Source organism: Candidatus Ornithobacterium hominis (assembly GCF_900538215.1).
Taxonomy (GTDB): domain Bacteria; phylum Bacteroidota; class Bacteroidia; order Flavobacteriales; family Weeksellaceae; genus Ornithobacterium; species Ornithobacterium hominis.
In genome coordinates this window covers 94,089-119,582 of sequence record NZ_UNSD01000008.1, presented here as the reverse complement: position 1 = coordinate 119,582, position 25,494 = coordinate 94,089, and the positions used below count along the sequence as shown (strand labels likewise).

At 35.4% G+C, this 25,494-nt stretch carries 25 protein-coding genes and 1 pseudogene; 17 read left to right on the top strand and 9 right to left on the bottom strand.

All coding sequences use genetic code 11. The features are described 5' to 3' along the window. Nucleotides 1–88 precede the first annotated feature (88 nt). The 16 genes and pseudogenes from D5J18_RS08965 to D5J18_RS07205 all read left to right on the top strand — a co-directional run. Nucleotides 89–282 (top strand): annotated as a pseudogene (locus tag D5J18_RS08965) (IS982 family transposase); the annotation flags it as partial. 207 nt (nt 283–489) lie between these two features. Beyond that, the gene (locus D5J18_RS07275) at nt 490–1,515 is read left to right on the top strand and encodes a rod shape-determining protein (protein WP_119058344.1); all 1,026 of its coding nucleotides are present in this window, start codon (nt 490–492) and stop codon (nt 1,513–1,515) included. 8 nt (nt 1,516–1,523) lie between these two features. After that, a complete protein-coding gene (gene mreC / locus D5J18_RS07270; RefSeq protein ID WP_119058343.1) occupies nt 1,524–2,369 on the top strand; it encodes a rod shape-determining protein MreC in 846 nt (281 codons plus the stop codon). Beyond that, complete coding sequence (locus D5J18_RS07265; RefSeq protein ID WP_133298024.1) at nt 2,356–2,874, top strand: rod shape-determining protein MreD; 519 nt, start codon at nt 2,356–2,358, stop codon at nt 2,872–2,874. Before mreC ends, D5J18_RS07265 begins: the two co-directional genes overlap by 14 nt. Before the next feature lie 2 nt (nt 2,875–2,876). After that, on the top strand, nt 2,877–4,778 hold the full coding sequence (locus D5J18_RS07260) for a peptidoglycan D,D-transpeptidase FtsI family protein (RefSeq protein WP_119058341.1): 1,902 nt from the start codon (nt 2,877–2,879) through the stop codon (nt 4,776–4,778). After that, on the top strand, nt 4,756–6,279 hold the full coding sequence (rodA, locus tag D5J18_RS07255; protein ID WP_260377571.1) for a rod shape-determining protein RodA: 1,524 nt from the start codon (nt 4,756–4,758) through the stop codon (nt 6,277–6,279). The genes D5J18_RS07260 and rodA overlap by 23 nt, the downstream gene beginning before the upstream one ends. Before the next feature lie 236 nt (nt 6,280–6,515). Beyond that, on the top strand, nt 6,516–7,532 hold the full coding sequence (locus D5J18_RS07250; protein ID WP_311394705.1) for a 2-oxoacid:ferredoxin oxidoreductase subunit beta: 1,017 nt from the start codon (nt 6,516–6,518) through the stop codon (nt 7,530–7,532). 19 nt (nt 7,533–7,551) lie between these two features. Then, on the top strand, nt 7,552–9,624 hold the full coding sequence (locus D5J18_RS07245; RefSeq protein WP_119058340.1) for a M13 family metallopeptidase: 2,073 nt from the start codon (nt 7,552–7,554) through the stop codon (nt 9,622–9,624). 8 nt (nt 9,625–9,632) lie between these two features. Then, the gene (locus D5J18_RS07240; RefSeq protein ID WP_260377570.1) at nt 9,633–9,968 is read left to right on the top strand and encodes a rhodanese-like domain-containing protein; all 336 of its coding nucleotides are present in this window, start codon (nt 9,633–9,635) and stop codon (nt 9,966–9,968) included. 60 nt (nt 9,969–10,028) lie between these two features. Next, nucleotides 10,029–10,646 carry a 50S ribosomal protein L21 gene (rplU, locus tag D5J18_RS07235; protein ID WP_119058338.1) on the top strand — a complete coding sequence of 206 codons (618 nt, stop codon included), beginning with the start codon at nt 10,029–10,031 and terminating at the stop codon, nt 10,644–10,646. 14 nt (nt 10,647–10,660) lie between these two features. Continuing rightward, complete coding sequence (gene rpmA, locus D5J18_RS07230; protein ID WP_119058337.1) at nt 10,661–10,918, top strand: 50S ribosomal protein L27; 258 nt, start codon at nt 10,661–10,663, stop codon at nt 10,916–10,918. Nucleotides 10,919–11,067: 149 nt separating this feature from the next. Continuing rightward, nucleotides 11,068–12,072 (top strand): aldose epimerase family protein, encoded by a 1,005-nt coding sequence (locus D5J18_RS07225; RefSeq protein ID WP_119058336.1) that lies wholly within the window; start codon nt 11,068–11,070, stop codon nt 12,070–12,072. Nucleotides 12,073–12,077: 5 nt separating this feature from the next. After that, nucleotides 12,078–13,238, top strand: a complete 1,161-nt coding sequence (locus D5J18_RS07220; RefSeq protein WP_119058335.1) for a galactokinase — start codon at nt 12,078–12,080, stop codon at nt 13,236–13,238. 14 nt (nt 13,239–13,252) lie between these two features. Then, on the top strand, nt 13,253–14,881 hold the full coding sequence (locus tag D5J18_RS07215) for a sodium/sugar symporter (RefSeq protein WP_119058334.1): 1,629 nt from the start codon (nt 13,253–13,255) through the stop codon (nt 14,879–14,881). Nucleotides 14,882–14,955: 74 nt separating this feature from the next. After that, nucleotides 14,956–15,888 carry a DnaJ C-terminal domain-containing protein gene (locus D5J18_RS07210; RefSeq protein WP_119058585.1) on the top strand — a complete coding sequence of 311 codons (933 nt, stop codon included), beginning with the start codon at nt 14,956–14,958 and terminating at the stop codon, nt 15,886–15,888. 1 nt (nt 15,889) lies between these two features. Then, nucleotides 15,890–16,171 (top strand): chaperone modulator CbpM, encoded by a 282-nt coding sequence (locus D5J18_RS07205; protein ID WP_119058333.1) that lies wholly within the window; start codon nt 15,890–15,892, stop codon nt 16,169–16,171. Between the two features lie 71 nt (nt 16,172–16,242). Here the strand turns inward: D5J18_RS07205 and D5J18_RS07200 are convergent, their stop codons facing one another. The 9 genes from D5J18_RS07200 to D5J18_RS07160 all read right to left on the bottom strand — a co-directional run bounded on the left by D5J18_RS07200 (nt 16,243) and on the right by D5J18_RS07160 (nt 24,336). Further along, the gene (locus tag D5J18_RS07200) at nt 16,243–17,148 is read right to left on the bottom strand and encodes a mechanosensitive ion channel family protein (protein ID WP_245952956.1); all 906 of its coding nucleotides are present in this window, start codon (nt 17,146–17,148) and stop codon (nt 16,243–16,245) included. Between the two features lie 93 nt (nt 17,149–17,241). Next, nucleotides 17,242–17,688 carry a 50S ribosomal protein L9 gene (gene rplI, locus D5J18_RS07195; protein WP_119058332.1) on the bottom strand — a complete coding sequence of 149 codons (447 nt, stop codon included), beginning with the start codon at nt 17,686–17,688 and terminating at the stop codon, nt 17,242–17,244. A gap of 16 nt (nt 17,689–17,704) precedes the next feature. Next, nucleotides 17,705–18,007: a 30S ribosomal protein S18 gene (rpsR, locus tag D5J18_RS07190; RefSeq protein WP_119058331.1), complete on the bottom strand. Its 303-nt coding sequence runs from the start codon at nt 18,005–18,007 to the stop codon at nt 17,705–17,707. Between the two features lie 10 nt (nt 18,008–18,017). Continuing rightward, a complete protein-coding gene (rpsF, locus tag D5J18_RS07185; RefSeq protein ID WP_119058330.1) occupies nt 18,018–18,356 on the bottom strand; it encodes a 30S ribosomal protein S6 in 339 nt (112 codons plus the stop codon). Nucleotides 18,357–18,765: 409 nt separating this feature from the next. Next, complete coding sequence (locus tag D5J18_RS07180; RefSeq protein ID WP_119058329.1) at nt 18,766–20,241, bottom strand: potassium/proton antiporter; 1,476 nt, start codon at nt 20,239–20,241, stop codon at nt 18,766–18,768. Between the two features lie 290 nt (nt 20,242–20,531). Further along, nucleotides 20,532–21,749, bottom strand: a complete 1,218-nt coding sequence (locus D5J18_RS07175) for an RsmB/NOP family class I SAM-dependent RNA methyltransferase (protein ID WP_119058328.1) — start codon at nt 21,747–21,749, stop codon at nt 20,532–20,534. A gap of 109 nt (nt 21,750–21,858) precedes the next feature. After that, on the bottom strand, nt 21,859–23,463 hold the full coding sequence (gene rny / locus D5J18_RS07170) for a ribonuclease Y (protein WP_119058327.1): 1,605 nt from the start codon (nt 23,461–23,463) through the stop codon (nt 21,859–21,861). Between the two features lie 270 nt (nt 23,464–23,733). After that, nucleotides 23,734–24,024, bottom strand: coding sequence for a cell division protein ZapA (locus D5J18_RS07165; protein ID WP_119058326.1), 291 nt, complete (start codon nt 24,022–24,024; stop codon nt 23,734–23,736). Between the two features lie 9 nt (nt 24,025–24,033). Beyond that, the gene (locus D5J18_RS07160) at nt 24,034–24,336 is read right to left on the bottom strand and encodes a hypothetical protein (RefSeq protein ID WP_119058325.1); all 303 of its coding nucleotides are present in this window, start codon (nt 24,334–24,336) and stop codon (nt 24,034–24,036) included. 133 nt (nt 24,337–24,469) lie between these two features. Here D5J18_RS07160 and trxB point away from each other — a divergent pair, with 133 nt between their 5' ends. Then, nucleotides 24,470–25,414 carry a thioredoxin-disulfide reductase gene (trxB, locus tag D5J18_RS07155; RefSeq protein ID WP_119058324.1) on the top strand — a complete coding sequence of 315 codons (945 nt, stop codon included), beginning with the start codon at nt 24,470–24,472 and terminating at the stop codon, nt 25,412–25,414. Nucleotides 25,415–25,494: the final 80 nt, after the last annotated feature.

Genomic DNA, 25,494 nt, shown 5'->3' with positions numbered 1-25,494 from the left:
ATTCGATTAAATATAAGCTGCTGTGCTTTATAAAAAAACTATTAAGGAACTTATTAGTTAGTCACTCCTCTGAGAAGGCTGCCCCTATTTGTTCAATCATGCAAATATTATAAAGCTGCAAACGCCTAAAAGAATCAATCAAAAAGATTATGACCCGCAGTTTTATTTATTTAAAAAGCATAGAAAGCGTATTGAAACTTTATTTTCTCAACTCTATGGTCAATTTAGTGATTAGAAGAAATTATGTTAATTTTTTAAGGGTTTAAAACTAGGATCTTAGCTATTTTTTTTAAGGCTTAAAAAATTTAACAGCTTGAAAAAAAAACTTGTAGGATAATTTGCTATGTATTTACCAGTTAATTTTTAAAGCTTTTTATAAAAAAACTTTAAATACGCATTAAATAATTTATAATCATTATGTAAAAATCATAACAAAGCTTATTTTTGTATTTAATTTTTTTCAAACTACTTTAAAAACCACATTTTTGAATGGGATTATTTAATATTTTCACCAAAGATATAGCCATAGATTTAGGGACAGCAAATACCCTTATTATTTATAACAATAAAGTCGTTGTAGATCATCCTTCGATTGTAGCAATCGAACGCTCGACTGGGAAGTTGATTGCTGTAGGGCATGAAGCCAAAAGCATGCAAGGTAAAACCCATGATGAAATCAAAATTATTCGCCCGCTGAAAGACGGAGTAATAGCTGATTTTGAGGCTTCGGAGAAGATGATTCGTAAATTCATCTCGATGGTTCCTGGGCTTAAGGGAGGGGTGATGGCTCCTGCACTGCGTATGGTGATTTGTATTCCTTCGGGAATCACGCAAGTAGAAAAACGTGCGGTGAAAGATTCAGCAATTCACGTGAATGCGAAAGATATTAGGCTAATTTATGAGCCAATGGCGGCGGCGATTGGTGTAGGGATTGATATTCAGCAGCCAGAGGGAAATATGATTATCGACATTGGTGGTGGTACAACAGAAATTGCTGTGATTGCCTTGGGGGGAATCGTAAGTGATAAGTCGGTGAAAATTGCTGGAGATGTCTTCACCAACGATATTGCTTATCATTTACGCACACATCACAATTTGTATGTGGGCGAACGTACCGCAGAGCGAATCAAAATTGAAATCGGCTCAGCGCTAGAAGAATTAGACCACCCGCCAGAGGACATCCACGTGCAAGGACGGGATTTAATCACGGGTAAACCAAAAGAAATTGTCGTGAACTACAAAGAAGTAGCTCGTGCTTTAGATAAATCTATTTCTCGTATCGAAGATGCTGTGATGGAAACCCTCTCTCAAACTCCTCCAGAGTTGGCTGCAGATATTTACAACACAGGCGTTTACATGGCGGGTGGTGGCTCTATGCTCAGGGGGCTAGACCAAAGAATCTCAAAGAAAACAGGTTTACCCGTTTTCTTGGCAGAGGACCCATTACGTGCTGTTGTGAGAGGTACTGGAATTGCACTTAAAAATATCGATAAGTATAATTTCTTAATGCGATAAAATAAATTATGAAGTTATTGGCGCACCTACTCTCTAAGGTAGGTTATTTCTTGTTTTTTATATTATTAGAAATAGGCGCTGTGTATGCGATGTTCTCTCAGAGTAATTTTCATAAAACTTTGGTGGGGGAGCAGCTACTGAATGTCAACGGATTTTTTTCAGCTAAAATTTCTAAGTTGAAACATTACCAAAACCTTCCAAAAGAAAATAAAATTTTGATGGAAGAAAATGCAAAGCTTAAAAATCAGTTAGAAATTTTTAAAGGCTTAAAAAATTCTGCTCATTTAGGGCTAGACTCTTTGGTTGTAGATTCATCGTTCCAGCGGTTTGAGTATACCAATGCACAAATCATCGACCAATCTATCCGAAAAAGAGATAATTACTTTATGATCGATAAAGGAATAAAGGACGGAGTCCAACCCAACATGGCGGTTTTAACTTCACGGGGGGTTATTGGTGCAGTTTTGCACTCCACGCAGCATTATTCCACGGTGTTATCTGTTTTACATTCACAGGCTAACATAAAAGCGAAGGTTAAAAATATTGATTATTTCGGAATTCTAAGATGGAACGGGAAGGATCATCAGAAATTACAGCTAACTGAAATTCCTAAATATTTGAATATAAAACAAGGAGATACGGTGATGACTGCTGGTGCATCTGCTATTTACCCACAGGGGCATTTAATTGGTTATATTTCTTCATTAGAACCTAATGAGAAAACGGGTGATTTTGATATTGAAGTTTCGACTTTTGAAGATTTAGCTACGGTGCAGAATGTTTACGTAATTAAAGATTTAGATAGAATTGAAATTGAAAAGGTACAACAAACGGGGTTAGATGCAACAGACTAGGATTTTTGATATTTTAAGGCTTTTAATATTTGCAAGTTTACAGGTTTTTATATTCAATAATATAAATTTCTACGGCTATGCCGATCCGTATGTTTATATACTATTTATTTTATTGCTCCCGTTTAGTAGAAATAAATATTTAGTTCTCACTTATGCTTTCTTTTTGGGATTATACATTGATTTTTTTGAAAACACAGGAGGTTTAAATGCTTTTGCTTGTGTATTAATCGCTTTTTTACGTCAACCTTTAGTCAAGCTTCTCTTAAGTAAATCAACACAAATAGAAGATGAATTAAGCTTGAGTCAATTATCTTTTTTCCAGTGGGGAATTTATTTAGCCTTATTAATTTTTTCTCATCATATCTTAATAGATTGGCTACAAACGATGAGCCTGAGTCAGTGGCAAACGATTATAGAACGCTCTAGCTTAGGAGCTGTATTAACTCTAATCATTTGTTTTTTATACTTAGCTATTTTCCCTTTTCGTAAAAAACAGGAATTGTAAATATGAAAAAAACCTGGTTATTTTATTTTTTAGTCATAGCTACGGTATTAATATTCATTGGGCGTTTGGCTTATTTGCAATTAGGCACAGATCGGTATATTCTTAACGCTTTCAATACCTCGATAAAACAGGAAGTTATTTACCCCAAGAGAGGTGATATTTTAGACAGGAATGGGAAATTGTTGGTTACCAGTAGCAATAATTTTGAAGTTCAAATCACACCTTTTTTGATGGAAAAAGGCTTTGATACGATTCAATTTATCAATTTATTGAGTATAACAAGAGAAGAGTTTAACCAAAAAATGGCTGAAATCAAAGCTAAAAAAGGCTACAGTAAAGTAGGCACTTTCCCGTTTATCAGTAATATAGATAGAGAAACTTTCACAAAATTTCAAGAACAGATTTACAATTTTCCTGCAGTTGATATTGTTAAACGACCTCGTAGAGAATACCGTGTGCACACAGCAGGAAATATTTTAGGATACATTCAAGAAGTAGACCTAAATTATATCAAAAAAGATTCTTCCTATTATGTCCCTGGTGATTTAGCTGGCCAAGCTGGTGTTGAAAAATCATATGAGGAAACTTTGAGAGGAGTGAAAGGCTATCGTTTTTTAAAAAAAGATATTCGCTTGCGCACCATTGGACCTTATGAAAACGGAGAAAAAGATGTAGAAATAGAGAATGGAAAAACTTTAACGCTTAGCATAGATTATAAAACTCAAGAATATGCAGAAGCTTTATTAGCTAATAAAAGGGGAGCGATTGTTGCCATAGAACCTCACACGGGGGAAATTTTAGCTTTAGCCTCCAGCCCTGTGATAGACCCTCGGAGATTCAATATTCCAGGAGAAGTCAGTCGGATGATTCGTGATTCTGTTGATAGAATCATGTATGACAGAGCTTTACAAGCAACATACCCACCTGGTTCTCCATTTAAAATTTTGACAGGTTTATCAGGATTTACCATGGGCGTTACCGACACGGCTACGGTTTTCACTTGCCAGCATGGTTTCCACTACGGGCGAGCACATATGGCGTGCCACTGTGGTAGAACTCACCTCAAGATAGAGGAAGCAATAGGGAGAAGTTGTAACTCTTATTTCTCTAAAACCTGGCTAGCAATTTTGAATAAGGATTCACTCCATATAGAAAAAAATATAGACGAGTGGGCAGACATTATGCACAGCTTTGGAATGGGGAAATACCTAGGTATAGATATGCCCGTAGGGAGCAAAGGCAATATCCCAACGAGCAAATATTATAATAAAATTTTAGGTGAAGGAAAATACAATAGCTTTCAAATTATTTCCAACGGAATTGGGCAAGGTGAAGTGCTTTCTACGCCAATACAAATGGCTAATTTCATCGCAGCCGTAGCAAATAAAGGCTATTATTACACACCTCATATTGTAAAAGAAATTGATGGGAAACCGATTCAAGATACTGCTTTTACGACTAAAAGAAAGGTAAAAGTTCCCGTGGAATACTTTGAGCCCATCATGAAAGGGCTAAAAGCCGTTTTTACTAACGGGACAGCTCAAGGATTTATTTCGCCTAAATTTAGCCAAGCTGGGAAAACAGGAACAGCACAGAACCCCCACGGGCAAGACCATTCTAGTTTCACATTACTAGCCCCTGCAGAAAATCCTAAAATAGCCATTGCCGTAGTGGTAGAAAACGGCTACTGGGGCTCACGCTGGGCAGGGCCTATGGCTAGTTTGGTGGCAGAGAAATACTTGTTTGACTCCATTGAGGGAGAACAAAGAAAGTGGCTCGAAAAAAGAATGCTGGAAGGAGACCTTCGCCCAGAATATCGCCGACAAGAAATTGAGCGACTGAAACGAAACGGGTGGTACGTAGAACCTAAAATCAATAGCAATGCTACAGACGCGATCCAATAAATCCATCGATTGGTTGATCATCACCATTGTCCTCATCATCATGGGATTTGGTGTCGCCAATATTTACAGTGTTGACCCAGACTACGGAATGAAGCAAATTGTAAGAATAGGCTTAGGTTTTGGGATGATTTTTGGGTTTTTAATCATCACTAGTATCAGTAAAAACTTCTTTGATATTTATGCAGGTGTGTTTTACATCATTGGAGTGCTAGCACTAGTAGGCGTCTTATTTGTAGGGAAAGAAATTAATGGGGCAAAAGCCTGGTATTCCATTGGAGGCGTAGGGATTCAACCAGTTGAATTAATGAAGATCGCCACAGGCCTAATGATTGGTCATGTACTCAACACCCCAGGGAATGATATCAAAACACCCAAAACTTTTCTTTTTTGTATGGGGCTTTTGGCTATTCCTGCAATTTTAATACTACTTCAGCCAGACGTCGGTTCACTCTTTGTTTTTGGCGCATTTCTTCTAGCCTTGTATCGTGAGGGCATGAGCCCATTTTGGCTGTTGGTGCCCATTACCTTAGGAGGTGTATTTTTGTTAGGTATCATTTGGGATTCCCATTTTTTAGTACTCATCATTGGTTTCTTATTACTTATTTTTCTCATCATCTTTTTATTGAGTATTTCTCGCCCTCAGCTGTCTATGAGAGAAATGCATCTACTTCTAGGAGCTTTGGTAGGCATAAGCATATTCTTTTTGATGAACTTTATTTTTACAGATAAATTCTATAACGAGAAAGGCTTTTTAAATTTATTCAATAATAGATTAGACTTTATTGTTAATTTATCCTCAGCAGTATTATCATTAATAGCATTACTCTCAGCACTAGGCATGTATTTATCTTACCATAATTATCATTACTCTATCAGAAAAATACTCAACGTGCAAGCCAGTCATTTCAGGCAATTTACCACAGGGTTCCTTATAATATTTACCAGCCTAGGAATTATTAGCTTCATAGCCTACAAAGCCTTAGATATTCTAGACAAACTGCCCACGCACCAAAGAGAAAGAATTTTAGTTTTGTTTGAAGGAGAAGCCAAATACCGAGACACATCTGGGTACAATCTATTATATTCTAAAACAGCCATAGGCTCTGGCGAATTATGGGGAACTGGATGGAATAAAGGAACGATAACCGACGGTAGATTTGTCCCCGAGCAATGGACCGACTACATTTTTTGTACCGTTGGCGAAGAATGGGGCTTTATAGGCAGCAGTTTATTGGTCATTTTATATGGAATTTTAATTGCACGTATTTTTTTCTTGGCAGAAAAGCAAAAGAAAATCTTCTCCCGCTATTTTGGGTATAGCATAGGTTCGATTTTGATGCTACATTTTTTTGTAAATATAGGAATGGTGATGGGGTTATTCCCAACAGTCGGTATCCCGTTACCATTCTTAAGCTACGGCGGAAGTTCTTTATGGGGATTTATGCTGATGCTCTTCATTTTCCTAAAATTAAACTACGAAAACTCAGAATCTTTAATTTAAATTTTTTTTAAGCCTTAAAAAATTTTCAGCTAATTTGCCCATCCTCAAAAAAGCATTTCTTTAAATCATATTCAAAATCGCCCAAACTTGTATTCTCTTAATAATCAAAACAATATATTCAATTTCATCACCTTTCTGAGTGCCTTGAGTCGCTTTCCTTTTAATCTGCTATGGATTTTATGTATTCATTTTTTATTTGATTCAAAAAAATACTTTATTTTCCTTAATTTTGTTGAATGATGGAAGGAACACTTACAGCAAAAGATTTTGTTAGCGACCAAGATGTCAAATGGTGCCCTGGTTGTGGTGACTATTCAATATTGAAACAAATGCAGCAAACCCTGCCCGAGTTGGGGTACAGAAAAGAAGACATTGTATTCATCTCTGGGATTGGTTGTTCCTCGCGTTTCCCCTATTATATGAATACCTATGGAATGCACAGCATCCACGGGCGAGCACCCTCGGTTGCTTCAGGTTTGAAGATAGCCAATCCTCATTTGCACGTTTGGGTAATTACTGGTGACGGCGATGCACTTTCTATCGGTGGGAATCACTTGATTCACACTTTGAGAAGAAATATGGATTTAAATATATTGTTGTTTAATAATGAAATTTATGGTTTGACCAAAGGTCAATACTCCCCCACCTCTCATCAAGGTTTAAAGACAAAATCATCACCCCTAGGTTCAATTGATTATCCGTTCAACCCATTAGCTTTAGCCTTGGGGGCCAATGCATCTTTCATTGCTCGGTCTATGGATAGAGACCCAAAGCACTTAAGAGATATGATGCGCCGCACGGCAGAACACAAGGGTACCTCGCTTCTAGAAGTTTATCAGAATTGCCCTATCTTTAATGATGGAGTCTTTGAAGACTTTACAGATAAGAAGAAAAAAAACTCAACCACCATTTATGTTGAGCATCAGCAGCCTTTAATTTTTGGTGAAGACAGTGAGTTAGGAATTCGCTTAGATGGTTTAACCCCAGAAGTCGTAAATTACAAAAAATTAGGACTAAGCGTGAACGATTTAATGATTCATGATGAAAAAGATTTAAACAAAGCAAATTTATTAACACGTTTTTTTGATGATCCTGCTGAAAGCTCATTCCCGAGACCTTTTGGTGTTATTTATGCCGAAGAGCGACCGACTTATGAGGATTTATTGGTAGAGCAAATTGAAAATGCAAAACAAGCCAAAACTGCTGACTTAAATGTGCTTTTGGCGGGAAGCAACTTTTGGGAAGTCAAATGAAGTTAAATAATACTAACTGATGAAAAAAACAATTTTAAGCTTATCAATAATTACTACAATAGCCTCTTGTGCCAACCGACCAAGAACTGAAATTGAAGCTGATAGCAAAAATATATCTTCTACTAGAATGAACACCCATACAGGAATCAACACAGAGATGATGGATTTAAACATTCGCCCACAAGATAATTTTTACGATTTTGTGAACGGTAATTGGATGAAAAAAACTCAAATACCAAGCGACCACGGCCGCTGGGGTAGCTTTAACGAACTAAGAGAGTCCAACGATTCCATTTCATTAGAAATACTAAATTCCGTTTTTAATCAGCAATTTAAAGCGGGCAGCGAAGAGCAAAAAGTAGCCGATTTGTATAAAACTTTCATGAACGTGGAAGCTCGAAACCAAATGGGTTTAGCACCGGTCCAAAATTTATTGAAAAAAATTCAAGGCTTAAAAAATTTAACCGAATTCAAAGCTTTTTTGTTTGAACAAACTCCACTCGAGAACAACCCTTTGTATGCGTTCTATGTAAGTCCTCACATGAAGAATAGCCAACAAAATGCCGTCTATCTAAAGACACCTTACCTGGGCATGAATCGTGACTATTACCAAAAAACCGATGAAGGAAGTCAAAGCAAAATAAAAGCCTACCAAAATTATTTGGTAAAGCTCTTTAGCCTAATTCAAGATGAAAATCCTGAAAATTCAGCAGCACTGGTTGTAAATTTAGAAAAACAAATCGCCCAAAAATTATTAAGCTTTGAAAATTTAAGAGATTCTGAAAAGAAATATAATCCCATCGCTTTTTCTTCTCTAAACGAAGTCAATACAGCGATTGATTTAGCCGATTTTTTCAAGGCTTTAAAAATTCAAACGCCTGAAGTCATTATTCCAGAAATCACCTATTATAGAAGCTTAGGTGAAATTATTTCTTCTCAAAATTTAAAGGCTTTAAAAAAATACTTGATTGCTCAAAATCTAAATTCAAACGCAAATTATCTTTCAACCGATTTAGAGGAATTAAATTTTAATTTCTACAGCAAAGAACTAAAAGGAATAGATGAAATGCGAGCACGAGATAAGAGAGCTCTGAGCTTGGTGAATTCTATATTGGGAGAAGCTTTCGGGAAATTATATGTGACGGAAGTCTTCCCTCCAGAGGCTAAAGTCAAAGCGGAAGAAATGGTAAAGTACATCAAAAAATCATTCCGCCAGCATATACATCAACTGACTTGGATGAGTGATGAGACGAAAGTAAAAGCTCTTGAAAAATTAGATAAATTTAATGTAAAAATCGGTTACCCAAATAAGTGGGAAGATTATTCTGAATTAAAAATTTCTAATTTTTCAGACGGAGGAAGTTTGTACCAAAACATTCAAAATGCAGCGCAGTGGAGCTACCAAAAAGATCTAAAAAAAATTGGCAAGCCCGTAGATAAATCAAAGTGGTTTATGCCGCCACAAACGGTAAATGCCTACTACAGCCCGCAGTTCAATGAAATTGTTTTCCCAGCAGCGATTTTACAGCCCCCTTTTTATAACTTCAAAGCCGATGCTGCCGTGAACTTTGGCGGAATGGGTGCTGTGATTGGCCATGAAATCTCACATGGTTTTGATGATAGCGGCGCAAAATATGACGGCGACGGAAACCTTAACAATTGGTGGACGCCAGAGGACGAAAGGAAGTTCAATGCCTTGGGTGAACGCTTAGTTCAGCAATTTAGTGCCTATCAGCCATTTGAAGGTGTTTTTGTAAATGGAAAAGCCACTTTGGGCGAAAATATTGCAGATTTAGGGGGCTTGAATGTGGCTTATGATGCCCTTCAGCTATATTATCGAGATCATAAAAAACCTCAGCAAATTGATGGTTTTTCACCAGAGCAGCGATTTTTCATTTCTTGGGCAACAATATGGAGAACTAAAAATAAAGACGAAGCATTGAAAAATCAAATTAAAACCGATTTCCATGCACCTGGGCAATACCGTGCTGTAGGCCCATTGGAAAACATGACAACTTTTCATGAGGTTTTCAATATAGAGTCCAAAGATAAAATGTACAAACCCGAAAATGAAAGAATTAAAATTTGGTAAATATGCTCATGCCGAAATTATTTAAATATTTATTTTTTAGAAAAGTGATGAAAGAAACGACTTTAGATGCTATAAAAAATCCTCAAACAACGTTTATTGACGTTAGAAATTCAGAGGAATTAAGAGAAGATGGTGCTTTAGAAAAAGCAAAACACATCCCCCTCATTGAGCTACCCGAGAGGATAGAAGAAATCAAAACCTATACTACACCTATTGTGATTTTTTGCAAAAGTGGAGGCAGAGCAGGGCGAGCAAAAGAGTTTTTGGATGAAAATGGTTTTGAAAAAGTTTTTAACGGCGGTGGCTATACCGATGTGATGGAAATTTTAAATAACCAAAATTAATTTTTCTAAATAAAATTAATTTATTACATTTGCAGTCCTAAAATTAAAAATAATAAATCCATGTATGCAATTGTAGAGATAGCAGGGCTTCAGTACAAAGTTGAGCAAGATCAGCAGTTGTATGTTAACCGTCTGAAAGGAAATGAAGGTGATTCATTAACTTTTGATAAAGTTTTATTGACTGATAACGGTAACATTACTGTAGGCGCCCCAGCTATAGAAAACATGACTGTAGAAGCAAAAATCCTAGAGCATGTGAAAGGTGATAAAGTTATCATTTTTAAAAAGAAAAGAAGAAAAGGTTACCAAAAGAAAAATGGTTTCCGTGCAGCTTTGACAAAAATTGAAATTATTTCTATCGGTGGAAATAGAGAAGAAAAAAAAGAGAGTAAAAAAATAGCTGAGCCTAAAAAAAGTGCTTCTAAAAATGATAAGTTAACTAAAATTGAAGGTATTGGGCCAAAAGTTCAAGAATTATTGAACGAAAGTAACATCTATACTTTCAGTGATTTGGCAAACTCCAAAGCAGAAGACATCAAAGCTATTTTGGAACCAAAAGGTGGAATCTATGCTGCTATGGACCCAACAACTTGGCCAGAACAAGCTCAACTGGCTGCAGATGGGAAATTTGATGAATTAAATGCCTTTCAGGAAAAACTGAATGGTGGTAGGAAATAAAAAACTAAAATAAAATGGCACACAAAAAAGGAGTCGGTAGTTCAAAAAACGGTCGTGATTCGGAATCCAAACGCTTGGGTGTGAAAATCTACGGTGGCGAAAAGTGTATTGCTGGCAATATCATAGTAAGACAAAGAGGTACAAAACATCACCCTGGAAACAATGTAGGCATCGGCAAAGATCATACTTTGTATGCCTTGATTGATGGGAAAGTTGTTTTTCGTAAGAAGAAAGATAATAAATCTTATGTTTCTGTAGAGGCTGTAAATTAATTTCAAGCCTTAAAAAAAATAAAGCGTAGCCGTCTCAATAATAAAAATTGAGGCGGTTATTTTTTTATTTTTAAAGCCTTAAAAAAATCTATGAAAAATCTCCTAGAAATTGAGATTTTTTCCTTAACTTTTCTTTTCAATATTTTTATATGCAAAGTTTAAAAAAAGAAGAGTTTGGGTATTACAAAAATCAAGAAATTGACAAAATAACTTTGACCAACGATAATGGATTTCAAATAAGTGTCATTAATTTAGGAGCTATCATTCAATCTATCAAACTTCCTGAGGGGTTTGCTAAAAGAGAATTAACTTTGGGATTCAATGACTTAGCTGGTTATTTATCACCCGAATACCGAGAGAACTATCCTTATTTTGGGGCAGTGATTGGGAGACATTCTAGCAGAATACTAAATGGTGAAACTCAAATTAATGGAAAAAAAATAAGCCTTAAAAAAAATCATGCTGGGCATCATCTACATGGTGGTGAAATTGGTTTTGATTCTAAAGTTTGGAAATTTGAAAATTTTGATAATAGTAGAGTTACACTATCTTTATTTTCACCCGACGGAGACGAGAATTACCCTGGGAATTTGAATGTAGAGGTTACCTACGAACTTAATGATGAAAATGAAATTACTGTTTCTTATTCGGCTAAAACAGATCAGCCTACCATTATCAATTTAACTCAACATACGTATTTTAATCTCAATCAATCTTGTGATTCTATTTTGAAGGATGAGATAAAAATCAATGCTAAAAGAATCTTGGAATTTAATAGCGATGTGGTACCGACTGGAGAAATATTGGATGTGGAAAATACTAAATTTGATTTTTCTATGTTTAAGATGATTCCTGCTGAGATTGATAATTCTTTTTTGGTAGAATCTGATAAAAAACCTGTGGGAGTTCTGAGAAATGAAGACCAAACGATAGAAATGAAGGTTTATACTAATCAGAAAATTCTACATATTTATAGTGGTTTTTATATTCCTGAACTAAAGCCTGAGGGCCGAAGAACTACCCAACCAAATGCGGGTGTTTGCTTTGAAACGCAAGGATTTTTAGATGCGGAAAATCATGAGAAATTCCCCAGCAATGTCTTAAATTCTAACGATATTTACAATCACAAGACTAAGTTTAGTTTTAAATTTTAATTTTTATGAAAGACTTTTTAAAAGAAGAGTTTAAAAAAGTATATAACTCTACCCCTGATTTTTATTATTTTGCTCCAGCTCGTGTCAATTTAATTGGAGAGCATATTGACTACAATGGTGGGCTGGTGATGCCTGCTGCTTTGGAAAATGGAACTTACCTTACGCTGAGAATAACTAACGATAAAAAACTACATTTTCATAGTCTAAACTTTCCTGAAGAAAATTTTGATTTTGAATTAACTGGTGATAAATATACTAAAAAGGAGAATTTCTGGGTAAATTACCCTCTTGGTGTCATCAATGCTTTTATGGAAAAGGGCTTTGGGTTAGATACTGGCATGGAATTTTTATTTTACGGAAACATTCCTAATGGCGGTGGCTTATCATCTTCGGCTTCTATAGAAGTAGTAATGGCTTTTGCTTTAAATTCTTTGCTAAACGCGGGCTTAAATCGAACTCAGATTGCACTTTTAGCTCAAAAAGTTGAAAATGAATTTGTTGGTGTGAATTGTGGTATTATGGATCAATTTGCTGTGAGCCAAGGGAAAGAAGAGCATGCCATTATTCTAGATTGCCAAAACTTAAATTTTGATTATACTCCTTTTGTGTTAGAAGATCATAAATTAGTCATCATCAATACAAATAAGGAACGGAAATTAGCTGATTCTAAATACAATGAACGCCGTGCTACTTGTGAAGAGGCTTTAGAAATTTTAAATCAGCAAGGGAAAAATTACCCTGACTTATGCAGTGTCCCGATGGAATACTTTGAGTCTCACCATGAGGAATTAAATGAAGAGCAACTCAAGAGAGTGCGCCATGTGATAAGTGAGCAGCAGCGGGTTTTGAAAAGTAAAGAAGCTTTAGCCAATAATGATATTAAACTATTTGCTCAATTGATGAATGAAAGCCATACTTCATTAAAAAATGACTACGAAGTAACTGGTAATGAATTAGATACTGTGAATGAAGAAAGCCTTAAACTTCCCTATGTCATAGGTTGTCGAATGACTGGAGCTGGCTTTGGTGGTTGTGCTATTGCTATCGTCGAAAAAGATAAAGTGGAGGAATATAAGTCTACTTTAAAAGAAAAATATACTGAAAAAATTGGATATGCACCATCGATTTATGAAATGAATATCAGTGACGGTGTTAAGGAATTATAAAAATTATTGAATTTATGAATAGTGAATTTTCAACTGTAGACATTGTTGTATTCGTTGTCTACGCCATTGTAATTTTAGCCGTAGGTTTATACGTTTCTCGAGGGAAAAAGGGGGAAGAAAAAACGGCAGAAGATTATTTTTTAGCAGGGAAGTCCTTACCCTGGTGGGCGATTGGCGCCTCTTTGATTGCTGCTAATATTTCAGCCGAACAGTTTATAGGGATGTCAGGTTCGGGTTTTGCTATCGGTTTAGCTATCGCTTCTTATGAATGGATGGCGGCTATAACTTTACTGATTGTAGCCAAATTTTTTATGCCAGTTTTCATCAATCATGGACTTTATACTATTCCTGAATTTATCGAAAAACGCTTTAGCACTAATCTGAAAACCATTTTAGCCACTTTTTGGATTGCACTTTTCATCTTCGTGAATTTAACCTCAGTTTTATACCTAGGAGCTAAAGCTTTAGATACCATAATTGGTATTGGTGATGGCTCCAGCATCATGCCTTTCATTATTGGTTTAGCTCTTTTCTCAGCAGCTTATTCCATTTGGGGTGGTTTATCTGCCGTAGCTTGGACTGACGTCATTCAAGTCGTGCTATTAATTATTGGTGGGTTGATTACCACCTTCATCGCTCTAGACCATGTAGCACCCGATGGAGGTATAATTAATGGAATAAATTATGTCTATGATAACGCCAATTCACGTTTCCATATGATTATTTCTAAAGATAATCCAGAATTCATGAACTTACCAGGAATTGCTGTTCTCGTTGGTGGATTGTGGGTAGCCAACTTATACTACTGGGGGTTTAATCAATATATTATCCAGAGAGCTTTAGCTGCAAAAAGCTTGAGAGAAGCACAAAAAGGTCTAGCCTTTGCTGGTTTCTTAAAATTAATCGTCCCTTTAATTGTCGTCATTCCAGGTATTATTGCTTATGTAATGTACACCGAAGACATTCAAGGTGCTAAAGAAATTTTCTCTAAAGCCAACGGTGGAATCGATTATGACAGGGCTTACCCTTGGCTGATTAACACCTTCATACCTACAGGATTGAAGGGCCTAGTCGTAGCAGCACTTTCAGCCGCAATTGTTTCGTCTTTGGCCTCTATGCTAAACTCTACTTCTACAATTTTCACGATGGATATTTATAAACCTTATTTTAATAAAAAGGCTAGTTCAAAAAAATTAGTGAATATCGGGCGCTTGGCATCATTAATTGCTTTGATTATAGCCACATTATTAGCAAAATCCTTAGGTTCTATAGACCAAATGTTCCAATACATTCAAGAATGGACAGGATTAGTTAGCCCAGGAATTTTAGCCGTATTTTTACTTGGTTTGTTTTGGAAGAAAACCAATACAACAGGAGCAATCATCGGCGTTTTAGCCTCTATCCCATTTGCTTTAGCATTAAAATTCCTTCCGCTAGAAATGCCGTTTATGGATCAAATGTTTTATACATTAATTACCTCTATGGTCATAATAGCTGGAGTATCTTTGACTATGAGCGAAGGCGACGACAACCCAAAAGGTATCCCGTTGTATTCTAAAACCTTTCAAACAGGGAAGGGTTTTAACATTGCAGCTTATGCCATTCTTTTGATTACAGCTTTACTTTACATCATATTTTGGTAAAATTTTTGAGTAACTTTAAAACCTGTTTAGAATTTTATCTTAAACAGGTTTTTTTAAGCCTTAAAAAAAATAATATGTCCTTTATAGATTATTACAAAATTCTAGGTATCAGTAAAGATGCAAGCGAAGCAGACATCAAAAAAGCTTATCGCAAATTAGCACGTCAGCATCACCCAGATTTAAACCCTAATGACAAAGAAGCTCAGCAAAAATTTCAGCAACTGAATGAAGCCAATGAAGTCCTAAGCGACCCCGAAAAACGTAAGAAATACGATGAATACGGCGAAAACTGGATGCATGCCGAAGAAATTGAGAAAATGAAACGCCAGCATGGGCAATCGCCCAATGGAGGCGAAAATCCTTTTGACAGTGGCGGGCAAGCTTGGTCTGAGGCCTATAGCGGAAATTTTGATGAAAGTCAATTTTCTGACTTCTTTAGCAATTTATTTGGCGGAGCACAAAGTGGTTTCAGAAATCGAGGAAGTAGCCGAAATCAATTCAGAGGTCAAGATCTAAACGCTGAGCTTCAACTAAATCTCCATCAAGTTTATACCACACACAAACAAGAATTAAACGTGAATGGTAAAAATATAAGAATCACCATCCCTGCTGGAATTGCTGATGGACAAACCATAAAGTTAAAATCCTATGGCTCTCCTGGCATTAATGGCGGACCAGCGGGCGATTTGTATATTAGCATTCATTTAAACAACTCCAGCATTTTCTCAAGAAAAGGAGATGATTTGTACAAGGCTGAAAAATTAGATTTGTACACAGCAGTTTTAGGTGGTGAAAAAACCATAGAAACCTTTGACGGAAAAGTGAAATTGAAAATCAAACCAGGCACACAAAATGGAACCCAAGTGAAACTAAAAGGTAAAGGATTCCCTGTCTACAAAAAAGAAAATCATTTTGGGGATTTATACATTACTTATCAGGTTGAGCTACCTACTTCTTTATCAGAAAAAGAGAAGGAATTGTTTAATCAGCTTAAAAATTTGAAATAAAATGGAACGCAGATATATTAAAATCACAGAATATTGTAAGCAGACGAATGTTGAAAAAAACTTTATTTCAGAGTTAAATCAAGAAGGCATTATTCAATTGAAAATCAGGGATGATGACGATTATCTCGATGAAGAGTTCTTGGCTGACCTAGAAATGTTTAGTCGCTGGCATTATGATTTAGGCATAAACCTCGCTGGCATAGATGCCATGCGGCATTTACTGAACCGAATAGAAAAATTGCAAGAGGAAATTCAATCCCTCAAACGCTTAAATCAAATTTAATATAGAAAAAAAGGATTTCATCATGAAGAAATCCTTTTTTATTATTTTTTTTTAAGGCTTAGAAAATTTTTCTAATTATTTTCTTGATTTATTTTAAATTGAGCTTTTTTATTATCCACTGTCACCAAATGCAAATCCCGCTGTGGAAAAGGAATGCTAAATCCATTCTCATCTAAAGCTTTCTTAGCAGATCGATTTAATTTCCACTTTGCTTTCAAATAATTTTCTGCTCTGGCATAGCCGTACATTGCTAAATTAACACTACTATCTCCAAATTCATCGATTTCTAAAACATAGTCTTTCTCATCAAGTATAAGAGGTTCATTTTTAAACACTTCTAATAAAATTTCTTTAGCTTTATCAAAATCATCATCGTATCCAATACCAATTTTAATTTCAACTCTTCTCATCCCATGTTTAGAGTAATTCTCTATGGGGTTATTAAAAACGTTCCCATTAGGCAAAATCACGGTTCTCATATCTGGAGTCAGCAAGACTGTTTGCAGAACAGTAATTTCAGTTACAGTCCCTTTTTTATCAAGAGATTGAATGTAGTCTCCAATTTTAAATGGCTTAAATAAAAGTATTAAAATTCCTCCTGCTAAATTTGATAAACTTCCTTGCAACGCCATCCCGACTCCCACAGCTAAACCACCTAAAAGGGCTATAAAAGCTGTAACTTCAAAGCCAACAGTACTTAATGCAACTAGCAGAACTAAAACTTTAAAAATTATACTAATGAGACTTTTAATGAAGTTTAGCATTGATATGCTAATGTTTGGCCGCCTTAAGCCTATTATAATTATTTTAGAAAGTCTTTCTGCTAGCCAAAATCCAACAATCATGATAAGAATAGCACCGATAGTTTGCAGCCCATAGGTGAAAATTTTATCTGACATATTATTCCAATCCCAATTCAAGACATTGAAATCAAGATTTTCTGTACCACTCATTATATTTTGTGTATTTTCTTGCATAAGTTTTTGATTTATATTACAATATTAAAACAAAATCCCTTAAATGATACTTCAAAATTAAGGGATTTTAAATACTAATTAATAAAATTTATTTTATTCAGGTACAACATCAAAAGTGAATTCGCGCGCTACATCTCTGTGTGGTTTTACCAAAACATGGTAACGCCCCAAGCGTTTAATGTTTTTCCCTAAAATTTGAACGTGTTTACGCTCTACTTCTACACCTTTATCGTTTAAATGTTTCGTCAAATCTGCGTTATTGATAGAACCAAATAATTTATCTCCTTCACCTACTTTTGCAGAAATTTCAATAGTTAAACCTTCTATAGAAGAAACAATTTTTTTCGCTTTTGCTATAGCTGCTTCCTCTTGCTCTCTCCTATCTTCTAAGATTTTATTTAACACTTCACGATTGGCAGGTGTTGCTAATTTTGCTAAACCTTGAGGGATTAAAAAATTCCTACCGTATCCTGGTTTTACAGAAACAATTTCATATTCAAAACCAAGATTTTCTATGTCTTTATTTAAAATTACGTCCATTTTGTCTTGATTTTAATTATTTTAATAAATCTGTTTCATAAGGCAACAAAGCTAAATGACGAGCTCTTTTGACTGCTTGAGCTACTTTTCTTTGATACTTTAGAGATGTTCCTGTATATCTTCTTGGTAAAATTTTACCTTGTTCATTTACAAATTGAAGTAAAAAATCTGGATCTTTATAATCAACATACTTGATTCCAAATCGTCTGAATCGACAGAACATTTCTGTTGATTGAGTTTCTATATCTATGGGAGTTAAGTACCTGATTTCAGATTCACCTCCTTCTGCTACCTGTTTTGCTAAATCATCTATAGCCATCGCTTAATTTTTATTTTTTTTCTGCTTTTTTCTTTCTTCTATCCTCAGCCCAATCAACTCCGTGCTTATCTAATTTCACGGTAAGGTATCTAATTACACGCTCATCTCTTTTAAACATTAGTTCTAAATCGCTGATGGTGTTACCTTCTGCTTTAAACTCAATCAGATTGTAAAATCCATTTCTTTTCAATTGAATTGGGTAAGCTAATTTGCGTAAACCCCAGTTTTCTTGATGCACAATTTCTGCATTGTTTTCTTTCAAAAAGCTTTCTACTTTTTTAACTGCTTCCTCTACCTGAGAATCAGATAGAACGGGAGTTAAAATGAAAACAGTTTCATAATGATTCATTTATAAAAATTTTAATTTGGAGTGCAAAACTACAAAATTTTTAAATACTACAAAATTTAAAGGCTTTTTAAATTTTCAAATTATACAAATTGATATTCTGAGTCAATAAATTTCAAGTTTTAGCTAAAAATATGACCCTAATCAACTTTAAATCAATTAGTTTGAATTTAATTCATTTGCAATAAAGGTTTTCTTAACTTGGCGTTTTTTATAATTTTTTCAAAACTATTTTGTAACTTGTCTCAAAGTTAGATTTAATAATATTACACTTAAAATCAATATGATACGTTTGTTTTTAGTATTTTAAATCACCTTTTTTACCTGTGTACTGCGAGGCTGAGTAATAATTTTTTTAAGGCTTAAAAAATTTATTTTAAAATTTTTCTATAGATTCTAAATTTAATTTTAATTACAAACCACTTTTTAAGTCTGTTAAGACTTCATTGACTTGAGCCAAACTTTCTTCTTTGTCTAATAAAATGACTAAAACATCATGTGCTTGAATCAATGTTGAGCCACCTGGCCGCACAAAACTTCCATTTCTTTTTATCATTGTAATGAAAGCTGCTTCAGGGAAATGTAAGTCGATAATTCTCTTATTTACAGCAAAACTATTTACTGGAATTTCAATTTCTTTCATAGCAGATTTTGGTAAATCTAAGAAATAACGCTCATTCATAGCAACTGGTTTTACTTTCTCTGGTAATGCTACATGAAGCCATTTTGCAACGATAGATAAAGTCGTTCCTTGTAATAAAACCGAGGTTACCGAAATGAAGAATACGATGTTAAAAATCATATTTGCTTTGTCTACCCCTGCTAATAATGGGTAAGTGGCAAATACAATTGGTACCGCTCCGCGCAGCCCTACCCAAGAGATATAAAATCTACGGCGTAATCTCATTTTAAAAAACATTAAGCTTAAAAAAACTCCAACGGGACGAGCTATGAAAATTAAAAATAAAGAAATTAATAAGCCAATTCCAACGTACGGTATAATTTGTTTTGGGAAAACAAGTAAGCCTAATGTGAGGAATAGCACAATTTGCATTAGCCATGCTAGGCCGTCAAACATCTTTAGAATGGTGTTTTTATGAATCAAATCTTGATTCCCAAGGTAAACTGCACAGACGTAAATGGCTAAAAATCCGTTGCCTCCTACAAAATCAGTGGCTGAGAATGTAATAAACATGAGTGAAATAGCTAAAACTGGATATAAACCCTCGAAGCCAAGTTTAATTCTATTGATGATAATTTTACTCAAAACACCAAAGCCAAAACCTAATGCTCCGCCTAAAATCATTTGTTGCAAAAACAGTGGAATGATAGAAAAAAAGCCTTGCTCTGGGTTCATAACCAGCGATAGAAATGCAATGGTAAGAACATAGGCCATCGGGTCGTTACTACCACTCTCTAGCTCTAGCGTTGGGCGAAGATTTGCCTTGAGTGCCAAGCTTTTAGAACGAAGAATGGAGAATACCGCTGCCGCATCTGTAGAGGAAACAATGGAACCTAAAAGTAAACTCTCATATATAGTAAAATCAGTGATATAGTAAACAAAAATTCCTAATGAAACCGCTGTGAGAAAAACTCCTATGGTGGAGAGTGCTATTCCTTCTTTTAGAATCGGTTTTACAGCCTTCCAATTAGTATCTAGACCCCCTGAGAATAAAATAAAGTTTAATGAAACAATACCAATAAATTGAGCAATCTCAGGACTATCAAAATTAATGCGCCCAATTCCATCTGAACCTGCCAACATACCTATAGCCAAGAAAAGCAAAAGTGTGGGAACACCAAACTTATAAGAGGTTTTCCCTACTACTATACTGATAAAAAGTAAGAGAGAACCAATTAATACAATGTTTTCGATGGTAATATTCATAGACTAAAAATTGTTAATTAATAAAATAATTTGTCATTATTTCATTTTTTGCAAAGTTAAAAAAATACTTTGTTTCTAGTTTTGAACTTACCTAAATTATAACTTCTATTTTTTCTTAAGGCTTAGAAAATTCAAGGTAAATTTGATTCATAATTTCACTACAGCTTAAAAATAGATTTTTTTTATATCCGCAAAAAAGTCTCATTCACGATTAATTTTCATCATTAAAGCTTTTGTGTAAATTCAATCTTTATAATTTAATCCACTGAAAATCAATTAAAAGAATATCACTAAACTTTTAATCTTCTCATTTTTGCCATGTAAAAGCCATCATATCCCGTTTCGCTAGGCCAAAGCATTCGGTCTTCTACAAATTCAAAGTTTTGATTTTCTTCTAAAAAGGCTTGAACTTGTTGTCTATTTTCAGCAGGAAAAATCGAGCAAGTGGCATAAATCAGTAATCCCTCTTTTTTTACCATCTCAGCGTAATTTCTCAAAATTTCCTTTTGCTCTCTCAAAACACGGTCAAAAAACGAAAAATCAATCTTATATTTTGCATCAGGATTGCGGCCGAGAATTCCTATGCCTGTGCAAGGCGCGTCAATCAAAACTCTATCAAAAGATTGGTGAAAACGCTTGATGGTTTTACTGGATTCAATGAATTTGATCTGCACATTATGCGAATGATTTCGCTTGGCACGTCGCTTCAATTCCTTTAATTTCCATTCATAAATATCCATCGAAATGATTTGACCTTTATTTTCCATCAATGCAGAGAGGTGCAAAGATTTCCCGCCAGCACCAGCACACGCATCTGCCACACGCATTCCAGGTTTTACTTCACAAAAATGAGCAACCTGCTGTGAGGAAACATCTTGCATTTCAAAACTTCCATCTTTAAAAGCTTGCGTCAAAAAAATATTTTCTTTTTCCGCCAGCACCAGAGCTTCGGGGAACTTCTGCAGAGGTTTTACTTCTACATTTTCTTTTTTTAATTTTTTAATTAATTCGCTTCGGGAATTCACCAGCGTATTCGTGCGTAAAATAGCAGGTGCTGGCTGATTCATCACTTGAATTTCTTTCCAAAAACGTTCAGGTAATTGTTGTAAGCCTAGCGCTTTCAATTCTTCACTCACAGATTGCTCTATCGCTGGATCTCGATGAGCATCTCTAAAGTTTTTTTTGACTTTCTCTCGATTGATTTTTAACGACTTAAACTCATCTAAATCTGGTATCTCAGCATCATTGATTATCATCCATGTGGCAATAAACTTCCAGTAATTTTTTTGCTCTAAACTATTTCCTGAAGCGTAGTTGATGAGTCGTTTCCAGCGCACACATTCATAGATGAGTTCTGCCACAAACCCGCGGTCTCTACTCCCCCACTGCTTATTGCGTTTAAAGCACTTCTCGATTTCCTTATCGGTATATTTATTTTCTAAAAAGACTGCTTTCAGAATTTCTATACTACCAACATACAAATTTCTGTATGGTAAAAAATCCTTCATTTTTTTTAAGGCTTAAAAAATTTAAATTTCAAACGAATTTTTAAAGTATATTTAAATTATTTTTTTCAAGGCTTAAAAAATTTTTCAGTTTTTCTAAGCCTTAAAAAAATTATTTTGCGATGTGAACAGATCTCGTTTCTCTTATCACCGTGACTTTCACTTGCCCAGGGTAAGTCATCTCGTTTTGAATCTTATCCATAATCAAGAAAGAAAGTTCTTTCGCACGCAAATCATCAACTTTCTCACTCTCTACCATCACGCGTAGTTCTCGCCCAGCTTGTATTGCATAAGCTTTTTCTACCCCGCTGAAGCCTAAAGCTGTGCTTTCTAAATCTTTCAAACGCTGGATGTAACTTTCCATTGCTTGTCTGCGGGCTCCAGGCCTAGCTCCGCTGATGGCATCTGCCACTTGAATAATGGGTGAAAGCAGAGAAGTCATTTCAATCTCATCATGGTGTGCACCAATTGCATTCACCACATCGGGGTGTTCACCAAATTTTTCGGCCCAATTCATTCCTAGAATAGCGTGTGGTAATTCTGATTCCTGCTCAGGTACTTTACCTATATCGTGTAGCAAACCAGCGCGTTTTGCCAACTTAGGATTTAGCCCCAATTCTGCTGCCAAAGTTCCTGCAATGTGAGCTACCTCTCGTGAATGCTGTAAAAGGTTTTGCCCGTAAGAAGACCTGAATTTCATTCGTCCAATGATTTTTATCAATTCTGAATTCAGCCCATGAATTCCTAAATCAATCACTGTTTTCTTACCGATTTTGATGATTTCATCTTCGATTTGTTTTGACGTTTTATCCACCACATCTTCAATTCTACCTGGGTGAATTCGCCCATCAGTCACTAATTTATGCAAAGACAAACGTGCAATTTCTCGACGCACGGGGTCAAAACATGAGAGGACAATTGCTTCTGGCGTATCATCCACGATGATTTCCACGCCTGTCGCCGCTTCCAAGGCTCGGATATTTCGCCCTTCACGCCCGATGATTCGCCCTTTTACATCATCATTTTCTAAATTAAATACCGAAATTGAATTTTCTATAGCCTGCTCTGTACCAATGCGTTGAATGGTTTGAATCACAATTTTACGGGCTTCATCTTGTGCATTCATTTGAGCTTCATCTATAATTTCTTGAATCTGAGCCTGAGCCTTAGTTTTCGCCTCTTCTTTCAAGCTATTTACCAACTCGGCTCGTGCTTCCTCTGCAGAGTAACCTGAAATTTTTTCTAATAAATCGACTTGTCTTCTGTGATTAGCGTTGACCTCATCTACTTTTTTGTTTAATGCCAATTTTTTCTCTTCCATTTCCGCCAACTCGGTCGTAAGCGTTTTTCGATTTTTCTTTAAATCAGAGAGACCTTCATTGAGTTTGTGCTCTTTTTCTTTGATTTGATTCTCTTTTTCACCAATTTTTCTTTCCCGTTGGTTAACGCTTTCTTCGTGTTGAGCCTTTAATTCCAAAAATTTTTCTTTCGCTTGTAAAATTTTCTCTTTTTTAATGCTTTCGCCTTCTTTTTCAGCTTCTTTCACCAAAGTTTCTGATTCTATTTTCTTTTTTAAGGCATTTTTTTCAATTTCATCAACTTTCTTTTTAGCTTCTTCTAATAAAATAGCGCCTTGATTATCTATCTTTTTCTTGGTAAGAAAAAAAGACAATAAAGCTCCAATTATAAAACCTATAATTCCAATAACGTATTCCATATTTTATATTTATTTAGAGCTGCTCTCGCAGCATATCATTCATCAAAAAAAAACCACATTAGCTCAGGTGATTTGTGTAAAACTCCTAAATAACAGGATTTGGGCTATCTCGGCATTCAAACTTCCGCTGCTTCAATACCAAACTGGTGGCGGCTTGTTTTAGAACCGATTTTTACCCGGTAATACAATACTCGTTGAGTTTACCAAATAATGTTAGAACTAATGTGGGTAACTATTTAAACTGCCTTTCGGCAAAAGGAACTTCTCTTGTTAGATGAAATTTCTTCTAATTTTCTCAATTAATGCATCTAATTTTTTTTCGATCTCACTAGAATTAGACATCTCAGTTTGCTCGTGATACAAGCTTTTTGAAACGTACTGCAAGGCACACATAGCCAAAGCATCTTGGTGATCTCGCAATTCATACTTCTCTTCAAACTGACTGATTGATTCTTTGATGATTTTTGCTGCTTTTCGCACAATCTCCTCTTCATCTGCCGTGATGTGCATCGGGTATTCTCTGCCCGAAATCGCTATTTTAACCTTATGCCTATTCATCATCTACAATCTTCACAAATTAGCTTTACTCACCTCAGCAATACAATAATCAACCTCCTTTATCAACTGATTCAATTTAAACTTCATCAACCGCCGATGTTTAGGGTTCCCTCCCAAGGCACCAGCCACCTTTAATTGTTTATTTATATTTTGAAGTTCTTGAATTCTTACCTGTTGCTGATAGATGCTTTCCTCCAAGCGTTCATTTTCCTCTTTGAGTTTAGCCAGTTGTGCCTTTTGTTTTTCATATGAAACCAAAAGCTCGTGCACTTCACCTTCCAATTCATTCCATTTATTCTGTACAGCAGCATTCATCTTTCAAGAACGTTAATTCTAACACTCAACAAATTTAAGCTTTTTTTTTAACAATTTTAAAAAGTAATTTAAAGGATTCTCCTAAATTCTATTTTTTATTTTAGATTAATTAACTTTGTGTAAACTTAAAAAAATGACAGAACAAATTCATAAAACCATCATTATTGGTTCGGGACCTGCTGGCTACACCGCTGCTATTTATGCAGCACGAGCAGATATGAAACCTCTTCTATTGACTGGAATGGAACCAGGCGGGCAATTAACCACCACTACCGATGTGGAAAACTTCCCTGGCTACCCCGATGGCATCAAAGGCCCTGAAATGATGACAGATTTGCAAAAACAGGCTGAAAGATTTGGCACTGAAATCGTTTTTGACTTAGTTAATGAAGTAATTTTTTCTGAGGAAGAAAAAGGAATTCATACCATAAAAACAAGCAATGGCAAAGAGTTTAAAACTTATTCTGTCATTATTTCTACTGGTGCTTCTGCAAAATATTTAGGCTTAGAAGATGAGAAAAAATATGCTGGGAGCGGCGTTTCTGCTTGTGCAACTTGCGACGGATTCTTCTACAAAGGGAAAGATGTTGCGGTAGTTGGCGGTGGCGATACAGCTGCTGAAGAAGCAACTTATTTATCTCATTTATGCAATAAAGTCTATCTGCTTGTAAGAAGAGATGAGTTCCGTGCCTCTAAAGCGATGAAAGCTCGTGTGATGAAAACACAAAACATCGAAGTGCTATTTCACCATGAACTGGAAGGTTTGAGTGGAGAAAATGTAGTAGAAAAAGCTCATGTTTTCAACAACCAAACTGGTGAAAAACGAGAATTAAAAGTAGATGGAGTCTTCATTGCTATCGGGCACAAACCTAATACCGATTTATTCCAAGGGAAATTAGATATGGACGAGACGGGCTATCTCATTACCCAACCAAAAAGCACAAGAACCAAACTTCCTGGGGTTTTTGCGGCTGGAGATGTGCAAGATAAGATTTACCGCCAAGCCATTACTGCAGCAGGCTCTGGTTGTATGGCCGCTCTAGATGCTGAAAAATATTTAATGCAAATTTTTGATTAATTTTTTTTAAGGCTTAAAAAATTTTCAGCATAAAAAAGACAAGTTTCAATAGTAAGAAGTTTGTCTTTTTTTATGCCTTT

Bases quoted from the DNA above. Each gene is read 5' to 3' on its own strand.
- D5J18_RS07215 (WP_119058334.1), top strand. From the start codon at position 13,253: ATGAATAGTGAATTTTCAACTGTAGACATTGTTGTATTCGTTGTCTAC.
- D5J18_RS07260 (WP_119058341.1), top strand. From the start codon at position 2,877: ATGAAAAAAACCTGGTTATTTTATTTTTTAGTCATAGCTACGGTATTA.
- D5J18_RS07175 (WP_119058328.1), bottom strand. From the start codon at position 21,749: ATGAAGGATTTTTTACCATACAGAAATTTGTATGTTGGTAGTATAGAA.
- rodA (WP_260377571.1), top strand. From the start codon at position 4,756: ATGCTACAGACGCGATCCAATAAATCCATCGATTGGTTGATCATCACC.
- rpsR (WP_119058331.1), bottom strand. From the start codon at position 18,007: ATGGCTATAGATGATTTAGCAAAACAGGTAGCAGAAGGAGGTGAATCT.
- rplI (WP_119058332.1), bottom strand. From the start codon at position 17,688: ATGGACGTAATTTTAAATAAAGACATAGAAAATCTTGGTTTTGAATAT.
- D5J18_RS07275 (WP_119058344.1), top strand. From the start codon at position 490: ATGGGATTATTTAATATTTTCACCAAAGATATAGCCATAGATTTAGGG.
- D5J18_RS07210 (WP_119058585.1), top strand. From the start codon at position 14,956: ATGTCCTTTATAGATTATTACAAAATTCTAGGTATCAGTAAAGATGCA.
- D5J18_RS07160 (WP_119058325.1), bottom strand. From the start codon at position 24,336: ATGAATGCTGCTGTACAGAATAAATGGAATGAATTGGAAGGTGAAGTG.
- D5J18_RS07250 (WP_311394705.1), top strand. From the start codon at position 6,516: ATGATGGAAGGAACACTTACAGCAAAAGATTTTGTTAGCGACCAAGAT.
- trxB (WP_119058324.1), top strand. From the start codon at position 24,470: ATGACAGAACAAATTCATAAAACCATCATTATTGGTTCGGGACCTGCT.
- D5J18_RS07200 (WP_245952956.1), bottom strand. From the start codon at position 17,148: ATGCAAGAAAATACACAAAATATAATGAGTGGTACAGAAAATCTTGAT.
- rny (WP_119058327.1), bottom strand. From the start codon at position 23,463: ATGGAATACGTTATTGGAATTATAGGTTTTATAATTGGAGCTTTATTG.
- mreC (WP_119058343.1), top strand. From the start codon at position 1,524: ATGAAGTTATTGGCGCACCTACTCTCTAAGGTAGGTTATTTCTTGTTT.
- D5J18_RS07180 (WP_119058329.1), bottom strand. From the start codon at position 20,241: ATGAATATTACCATCGAAAACATTGTATTAATTGGTTCTCTCTTACTT.
- D5J18_RS07165 (WP_119058326.1), bottom strand. From the start codon at position 24,024: ATGATGAATAGGCATAAGGTTAAAATAGCGATTTCGGGCAGAGAATAC.
- D5J18_RS07245 (WP_119058340.1), top strand. From the start codon at position 7,552: ATGAAAAAAACAATTTTAAGCTTATCAATAATTACTACAATAGCCTCT.
- D5J18_RS07220 (WP_119058335.1), top strand. From the start codon at position 12,078: ATGAAAGACTTTTTAAAAGAAGAGTTTAAAAAAGTATATAACTCTACC.
- rpmA (WP_119058337.1), top strand. From the start codon at position 10,661: ATGGCACACAAAAAAGGAGTCGGTAGTTCAAAAAACGGTCGTGATTCG.
- rplU (WP_119058338.1), top strand. From the start codon at position 10,029: ATGTATGCAATTGTAGAGATAGCAGGGCTTCAGTACAAAGTTGAGCAA.
- D5J18_RS07225 (WP_119058336.1), top strand. From the start codon at position 11,068: ATGCAAAGTTTAAAAAAAGAAGAGTTTGGGTATTACAAAAATCAAGAA.
- D5J18_RS07265 (WP_133298024.1), top strand. From the start codon at position 2,356: ATGCAACAGACTAGGATTTTTGATATTTTAAGGCTTTTAATATTTGCA.
- D5J18_RS07240 (WP_260377570.1), top strand. From the start codon at position 9,633: ATGCCGAAATTATTTAAATATTTATTTTTTAGAAAAGTGATGAAAGAA.
- rpsF (WP_119058330.1), bottom strand. From the start codon at position 18,356: ATGAATCATTATGAAACTGTTTTCATTTTAACTCCCGTTCTATCTGAT.
- D5J18_RS07205 (WP_119058333.1), top strand. From the start codon at position 15,890: ATGGAACGCAGATATATTAAAATCACAGAATATTGTAAGCAGACGAAT.